Genomic DNA, 7,681 nt, shown 5'->3' with positions numbered 1-7,681 from the left:
AATTATGATTGCACGCGACGTTGAATTGTTGAAGAATAACAAGTAAACAAATGAAACGATACAAAAGTTACGTATGAGGAATCGTACGTAACTTTTTTTATTTATCGGTGTTGGCTGCGACAATCACAAAGGAACTTTAAAACGTTACTGGCATAATTAGGGGTATTTGCCTAAGTTTGGTAAAATAAAGTGTACGAATTTATACTTTTTGAACATAGAGTCTAACGAAAGGAAATATTTAAATGTATGCACAAGTGATTGTTGATGTGCCAACGATGCAAACGAATCAACCATACACGTATGCTGTCCCAGAAGCATTGACCGAGGTTTTAGCCGTGGGGATGCGCGTGGTTGTACCGTTTGGTCGTGGTAATCGTTTGATTCAAGGTTTTGTAGTTGGCTTTGTTACGGCTGTTAAAGAAGCAACTGAGTTGAAGACAATTGAAAGTGTTGTCGAACTTGAACCAGTTTTAAACGAAGAATTACTTGATTTAGGCCAGTGGTTGGCTGAAACCAATTTTGCATTTCGCATCAGTGTCTTGCAAACCATGTTACCAAACGTCATGCGTGCTAAGTACTCAAAGACCTTCCAGTTAGTTGCGCCAAATGGCCTAGCTAACGAGCCGGATGTGCAAGTGCTGTTTGCTGATCGCTCAGAGATACCGTTCAACGAAACGGAAATCGCGCCAGAATTATTGCCGAAATTACAACGTCTGCAACGAGCGGGTGTTTTACAAGTCGGGTACGTGGTTGATAATCGAGCGACCGCCAAAACTGTTTTGGCGATGAAGCCACTATTGTCAGCCAGTGAGTATGATGACTTACGTCAAAATTTGCGGAAGACAGCGGTTAAACAAGCCCGTTTTTTGACTTATTTGATGACAGCGCCTCAGGAATTTGTCCCAATAAAAACGGTATTGGATAGCCAGGGATTGGACTATCCAACGATCAAAAAAGCTGCTGAACAAGGTTGGATTGAACGGGCGGAGATTGAAGAGTATCGGTTGCCACGATTGAGCAGTCCGATTGAACCAACATCACCATTGACGTTGAATCCAGAACAGGAAACAGCTTATACCGCAATTGCGGCTAGTTTAGGTGAGGCCCAGACGAAGACGTTCTTGCTCGAAGGGATTACGGGGTCTGGTAAAACAGAAGTGTATTTGCAAGCGATTGCGCGGACCCTGCAACAGGGAAAGACGGCAATTATGCTGGTACCGGAAATAACGTTAACACCGCAAATGGTGCGTCGCGTCAAAGGCCGGTTTGGAGATGATGTTGCTGTTATGCATTCAGGCTTGTCCGAAGGTGAACGTTATGATGAGTGGCGTCGCGTTGAACGGCACGAGGTTAATGTTGTGGTTGGGGCGCGGTCAGCTATTTTCGCACCCTTGGAAAACATTGGCCTAATTGTAATTGATGAGGAGCACGAGCCGACCTACAAGCAGGATGAAAATCCACGTTACCACGCCCGTGACGTTGCACAATGGCGGGCAGAACGACATGGGGCAACACTTGTGTTGGGATCAGCCACCCCGTCACTTGAAAGTCGTGCCCGTGCACAACGGGGAGTGTATACGCTACTAACATTGACAGAGCGTGCGCTGCATAATCCACTGCCTAAAGCAGAAGTCGTTGATATGCGTGAAGCGATGAAGGCGGGAGGTGATGATATTTTCTCACCACAGATGCTTGATCAATTGCGTGACCGACTTGATAAGAATGAGCAGAGTGTCTTGATGCTTAACCGGCGTGGGTACGCTAATTTTATGATGTGTCGCAATTGTGGTTACGTGCCACGTTGCGTGAACTGTGACTTGGCGATGACGGTTCACAAAGACACGGGACGGTTGGAGTGCCACTACTGCGGCTATAGCGAACCTATTCCAACAACTTGTGCAAACTGTGGTTCTGACCGCATTCGCCCTTATGGAACGGGGACGCAAAAGGTTGAAGAAGAGTTACAACGTATGATGCCGGATGCGCGCATTATTCGTATGGATGTTGATACGACTCGTCGTAAAGGAGCAACGGACAAGATGTTGGCAGATTTTGGCGACAAAAAAGCTGATATCTTGCTGGGAACGCAGATGATTGCGAAGGGACTTGATTTTCCAGATGTCACGTTGGTGGGTGTACTGAATGCCGATACAACCTTGGGCCTACCGGATTATCGCGCTTCTGAACGAACGTTCCAGTTGCTAACGCAGGTGGCTGGTCGTGCCGGTCGTGCTGATAAAGAAGGGGAAGTGGTGATTCAGACCTTCAATCCAGATCACTACGCTATTCAATTAGCGAAAACCCAAGATTACGAAGCATTTTACCGGCAAGAAATGAACTTGCGCCACACATGGCAATATGCCCCATATTATTACACAGTTCAGATTAAAATCGCGCATGAACGCCAGGATGAGGCTGCTAAAGTTGCGTATCAAACCGCTAACTGGTTGAAGAAGCATCTTGCGTCTGATTCTGTGTTGTTGGGACCGTCAACGGGTGCGATTACCCGTTTGAAAAACAAGTACTATTATCGAATGGTCATTAAATTTAAGCACGATGATGGTTTGGAAGCGGCGTTAACAGAGCTAGTTTCAGCCGGTCAACGTTTGCAAAAGCAAGGGGTTGTGCTGACAATTGATCGTGACCCAGTCAACTTTATTTAAACTAACGGTCGCTAGCGATAGCGACCATACATAGGCAAAAAAGAGGAGCAGGAACATGACAACGAAAATTGTATTTATGGGAACACCGAATTTTTCAGTACCAATTTTGAATGCGTTGATTGCCGACGATAACTATGATGTCTTGGCGGTTATGACACAGCCTGACCGGCCGGTTGGTCGTAAGCGTGTATTGACGCCAACACCGGTTAAGGAAGCGGCAGTTGCTGCAGGTATTCGCGTGTTGCAACCAGAAAAGTTATCTGGTTCAGAAGAAATGGCCGAGGTTATTGCGATGGCGCCGGATTTGTTGATTACGGCAGCTTATGGGCAGTTCTTGCCAACCAAGTTGTTGCAAGCAGCGCAAATTGCAGCCATCAATGTGCACGCGTCATTGCTACCAAAGTACCGCGGTGGCGCACCAATTCACTACGCTGTCTTGAATGGTGATGCTGAAACAGGTGTCTCAATTATGTATATGATTAAGGCCATGGACGCCGGCGATGTTATTTCGCGGGCGACGTTGCCGATTTTGGATGATGATAATACAGGAACGTTGTTCGATAAGTTAAGCCTGTTGGGACGTGATTTGTTGTTGCAAACGTTGCCAGACTTAATTGCTGGGAACGTGACGCCTGAGCCACAGAATGAGGATGATGTCACGTTCTCACCAAACATTACGCCAGAACAAGAGGTGTTAGACTTTACTCGTTCTGCGCGCGAGATTCATAATCACGTGCGTGGCTTGTATCCATTCCCAATCGCGCACACGACGATTAACGGGGTCCGGACAAAGATTCAACAAACACACTTGGTTGATGAAACGACCGATGCGCCTGCCGGAACAGTTGTTAAAAAGGGCAAGCATGATTTGTGGTTGGCAGCTGGTGATGGTCACATTATTGCGATTGATGAGTTACAACCGGCGGGTAAGCCTAAGATGACCGTGACGGCGTACTTGAATGGTCACGCTAAGTTTGAAGAAGGAGAGATGGTGATTACCGATGAGCAAGGGAACTAGCAATAAGGTCGCTGAATGGGAACTACATAATGCGCGTGCCATGGCAGTCCGCACGTTGGAAAAAATTCGCAATGGCGCGTACTCAAATTTGCAATTAAATAATACGGTCAAGCAAGCGGAATTAGATGAGCGCGATGTGCACTTGATGACCACGATGGTTTACGGGGTAATTCAGCGCCGGATGACGTTGGAATACTGGTTGACGCCATTCGTGAAAAAGCCTGAAAAGTTGGACGCCTGGGTACGTGAGTTGCTATACATCTCACTTTTCCAAATGAAGTTCTTGGACAAGGTTCCGACACATGCAATCTTTGATGAGGCAATCAATATCGCTAAGCGTCGTGGTCACGATGGCGTCCGCAAGTTTGTGACAGGTGTCCTACACGCAATCGATCGTGAAGGTGTCCGCTCATTTGATGAAATTACTGATAAGGTTGAACGTTTGTCAATCGAGGCATCATTGCCAGAGTGGTTGATTAATCAATTAACGACGGAATTAGGTTGGGAAAAGGCATCACGGATTGCAATGGCGATTAACGATGCGCCAGCCCAATCCGCCCGGGTTAATTTGGCTGTCACAACAGTCGCTGAAGCCACGGACATTTTGGAGGCAGAAGGCTTTACGGTTACGCCGTCTAAGGTTACGCCAGATGCCTTGTTGTTGTCGGGCGGTCACGTTGCAAGCTCGCAAGCATTTAAAGATGGCTTGGTTACCTTACAAGATGAATCAGCCATGCTGATGGCGCCAAGTTTGGATATCCATCCTGACATGCAAGTGCTTGATGCTGCCGCTGCACCTGGTGGTAAGACGACGCAAATTGCGACATACTTGAACGCAACTGAAGGTGGTATTGTCGAGGCTTTAGATATTCATGATCATAAGGTTGGTTTGATTAATCAGAACGCAGAACGCCTTCATGTGGCCGACCGTGTTCATGCGCGCACATTGGATGCTCGCAAGGTAGATGAAGCCTTTGCGGATGAACAATTTGATCGCATTTTGGTTGATGCGCCTTGTTCGGGATTTGGCTTGCTACGTCGTAAGCCTGAAATTCGCTATGACAAAACAATGGCAGATAGTTTAAGCTTGCAGAAGATTCAATTAGGTATCCTGGAAGCGGCCGCACCTAAGTTGAAGGCTGGTGGCCGCATGGTCTATGGTACTTGCACGATTCTGCAATCAGAAAACGAAGATGTGGTTGATCAATTCTTGGCTGAACACCCTGACTTTGAGTTAGTACCAACGTACACGGCGTATGATCTTGAGGCGCAAGATGATCGTGGGATGGTGCACATGTTCCCAGATGATTTCGAGTCAGATGGTTTCTTTATTGCAACGTTGCAAAAGAAAGCTTAAAAATCAGACGGTAACAACTGAAAGGAAGGCAACCTTATGAAAATTGCGTATGCGTCCGATACTGGACGTGTTCGTGCCGACAATCAGGATTACGTGGGTGTTTTTATTAACCAAACAGGGGCGCAATTAGCGATTGTCGCAGACGGTGTTGGTGGTGAAAACGGTGGAGATGTTGCGGCGACAATGGCGGTTTCACATATTGGTAATGAATGGCAACAAACTGATGTTCACGATATTTGGGCGGCCAAAGATTGGATGCTCCAGCAAACGGCACAAGAGAATGAAACAATTTTAAAAAAAGCAAATCGTTACCGGACACTGCGTGGTATGGCGACAACACTGGTTGTGGCCGTTATCTTGGCTGAACAAGTTGTGATTGCGAATTTAGGTGACTCACGTGCCTACTTAATTCGTGATGACGAAATGCGACAACTCACGGTTGATCACAATTTAGCTAGCGAACTATTGCAACGTGGTGCCATTACAGCCGATGAGGCAGTTGCACACCCGGGGCGTCATGTGATTACACGACAATTGGGTGTGACTGAAGAAGCGAATCCGGATGTATTTGAATTTGCAACTCGGCCAGGTGATTTATTAGTATTAACAACAGATGGCATGCCGAAACACGTCTCGGATGCCAAAGTATTGGCAACAATTTTAGCATCTGATAATTTGACAGATGCGGTGGCGTCACTTATTGCCCAAACGAATGACGCGGGTGGGTCTGATAATGTGACTGTTCTAATTGGCCAACAAGAAAGTGAGGATCGCTAAATGCAGATTAATCAACTAATTGGCGATCGTTACCGCATTATTGAACCACTGGGTGAAGGTGGTATGGCCAATGTTTATCGGGCACACGATATTATTTTGGATCGGGATGTGTCATTGAAGTTAATGCGCTTAGATATGCGTGATAACGAGTCAGTGCGCAGACGGTTTGAAAATGAAATTGCGGCAACGTCGGCGTTAATCCATCCGAATATCATTCAGGTTTATGACTATGGTGAAGATGGCGGGTCGCAATATTTGGTGAGTGAATACGTTTCCGGTATGGATTTGAAGCGGTATATTGCTGAACGACAACCAATTCCAGTGACACGTGTCATCGACATCATGAGTGAAATTCTGGCAGGGGTTGGTGAAGCGCACAAAGCTGGCATTGTCCACCGAGATTTAAAGCCGCAAAATATTTTGATTAATCAAAATGGTGAGGCTAAAATTACTGATTTCGGGATTGCACGTGCGCAAACGTCATTTGGTATGACGCAAACGAACACAGCGATTGGTTCGGTTCACTACATGGCGCCAGAGCAAGTTAAGGGTGAGGTAGCAACTGTCCGCAGTGACATTTATTCATTGGGGGTTATGCTGTTTGAGATGCTGACTGGGCATGTGCCATTTGATGGGGAAACAGCGGTTGCCGTTGCGGTTAAGCATACGCAAGAGCCGATGCCGTCAATCCGGGATATCGATCCACGCATGCCACAAGCGCTTGAAAATGTTATTTTGAAAGCGACAGCAAAAAATCCGATGAGTCGGTATGCCTCGGCGCATGAGATGGCAGCTGATTTAGCAACCGCATTATCTCCCAATCGGGTTAATGAAGCGCGGTGGGAAGATCCGAATGAAGCCGTTGATGATACGGTGACAAAGGTTATTCCATTGGCGCCGATTCATGAGATGGCAAGTACGGAAGCTGCTAGTGAGGCGGCGACGTCATCAGCGGTTACAGCTGAACCAACGGCTGTAACCCCCGATAATCCTAAGTCGAAGTGGCGGTGGATCTGGGTAACCTTGGGCATTGTCGCAGCCTTAGTGATTGGGTTAGGTGTCTACGGGGCAACGCGACCAGCATTGGTGCGGGTGCCAGATGTTAGTGGGATGACGCAAGCCAATGCTTCACAGGCTTTGGAACGTCTTAAATTGGAAGTCGGGGATGTGACAACGACCAGCTCGAGCACAATTGATCGCGGTAAGGTGGTTCGAACAACGCCAGCCCGTGGCAAAAGTATCAAGGCAGGTGCCGAAGTTGACCTGATTGTGTCCAAAGGGCCTGCGAAAGTCCGCTTCGGCGATTACGTCAACGAGAAGTATACGACGGTGGCTGACAAGTTGAAGGCGAAGGGCTTTACGGTTGAACAGACTGAAACAGCTAATAGTTCAATTCCGGCGGGATATATTATTTCGCAGAATCTAGATGCTGAAGACCGGGTTATTCCAGGCGAGACAACAGTTCGCTTTAAGGTGTCGACTGGACCAAAACGCTATGCGGTACCTGATTTTAGTGGCAAGGACCGCTCAGAAGTGGCTTCCTGGGCTGCTGAAAACGGTATTTCCGTGACGTACAATTCAGTGTATTCAGATAGCATTGCGGTAGATGAAGTGGTATCACAATCGATTACGCCGGGATCAAAAATTACGACGAACGATATGCTGATGGTCACCCTATCAAAGGGTGAAAATCCTGAAGCAAAGGCTGCTAGCGAAGCAGCCCGTGAATCAAGTGTCTCTGCATCGATAGCGGAGTCGCAATCAATTGCCGATTCTGAAGCAGCCTCATTGTCTGCAAAGGAATCATCTAAAGCTGCCTCAGAGGCCGCAAAAGAAGCTGCCAAGGACACCTCTAATACGCCAGCC

General features: G+C 47.2%; 5 protein-coding genes. All 5 read left to right on the top strand.

The genetic code is table 11. The annotated features are described in order from the left end of the window. Positions 1-242 precede the first annotated feature (242 nt). Complete coding sequence (priA, locus tag WEIDD23_RS09305; protein WP_010372763.1) at positions 243-2,663, top strand: primosomal protein N'; 2,421 nt, start codon at positions 243-245, stop codon at positions 2,661-2,663. A gap of 55 nt (positions 2,664-2,718) precedes the next feature. Further along, positions 2,719-3,681: a methionyl-tRNA formyltransferase gene (gene fmt / locus WEIDD23_RS09300; protein ID WP_010372767.1), complete on the top strand. Its 963-nt coding sequence runs from the start codon at positions 2,719-2,721 to the stop codon at positions 3,679-3,681. Then, the gene (gene rsmB, locus WEIDD23_RS09295) at positions 3,665-5,038 is read left to right on the top strand and encodes a 16S rRNA (cytosine(967)-C(5))-methyltransferase RsmB (RefSeq protein ID WP_010372770.1); all 1,374 of its coding nucleotides are present in this window, start codon (positions 3,665-3,667) and stop codon (positions 5,036-5,038) included. The genes fmt and rsmB overlap by 17 nt, the downstream gene beginning before the upstream one ends. A gap of 36 nt (positions 5,039-5,074) precedes the next feature. After that, a complete protein-coding gene (locus WEIDD23_RS09290; RefSeq protein WP_010372773.1) occupies positions 5,075-5,815 on the top strand; it encodes a Stp1/IreP family PP2C-type Ser/Thr phosphatase in 741 nt (246 codons plus the stop codon). After that, positions 5,816-7,681, top strand: a 1,866-nt coding sequence (gene pknB / locus WEIDD23_RS09285) for a Stk1 family PASTA domain-containing Ser/Thr kinase (RefSeq protein WP_082778330.1), incomplete at its 3' end; no start/stop codon positions are given. It lies immediately after the preceding gene.

This window comes from Weissella sp. DD23, from assembly GCF_001579105.1.
In the GTDB taxonomy this organism is placed as follows: domain Bacteria; phylum Bacillota; class Bacilli; order Lactobacillales; family Lactobacillaceae; genus Weissella; species Weissella cibaria.
The sequence above is the reverse complement of the archived record's forward strand: the minus strand, read 5'-3'. Positions and strand labels throughout refer to the sequence as shown.

Excerpts from the sequence above, each read along its gene's own strand:
- priA (WP_010372763.1), top strand. The coding sequence starts at position 243 with ATGTATGCACAAGTGATTGTTGATGTGCCAACGATGCAAACGAATCAA.
- fmt (WP_010372767.1), top strand. The coding sequence starts at position 2,719 with ATGACAACGAAAATTGTATTTATGGGAACACCGAATTTTTCAGTACCA.
- rsmB (WP_010372770.1), top strand. The coding sequence starts at position 3,665 with ATGAGCAAGGGAACTAGCAATAAGGTCGCTGAATGGGAACTACATAAT.
- WEIDD23_RS09290 (WP_010372773.1), top strand. The coding sequence starts at position 5,075 with ATGAAAATTGCGTATGCGTCCGATACTGGACGTGTTCGTGCCGACAAT.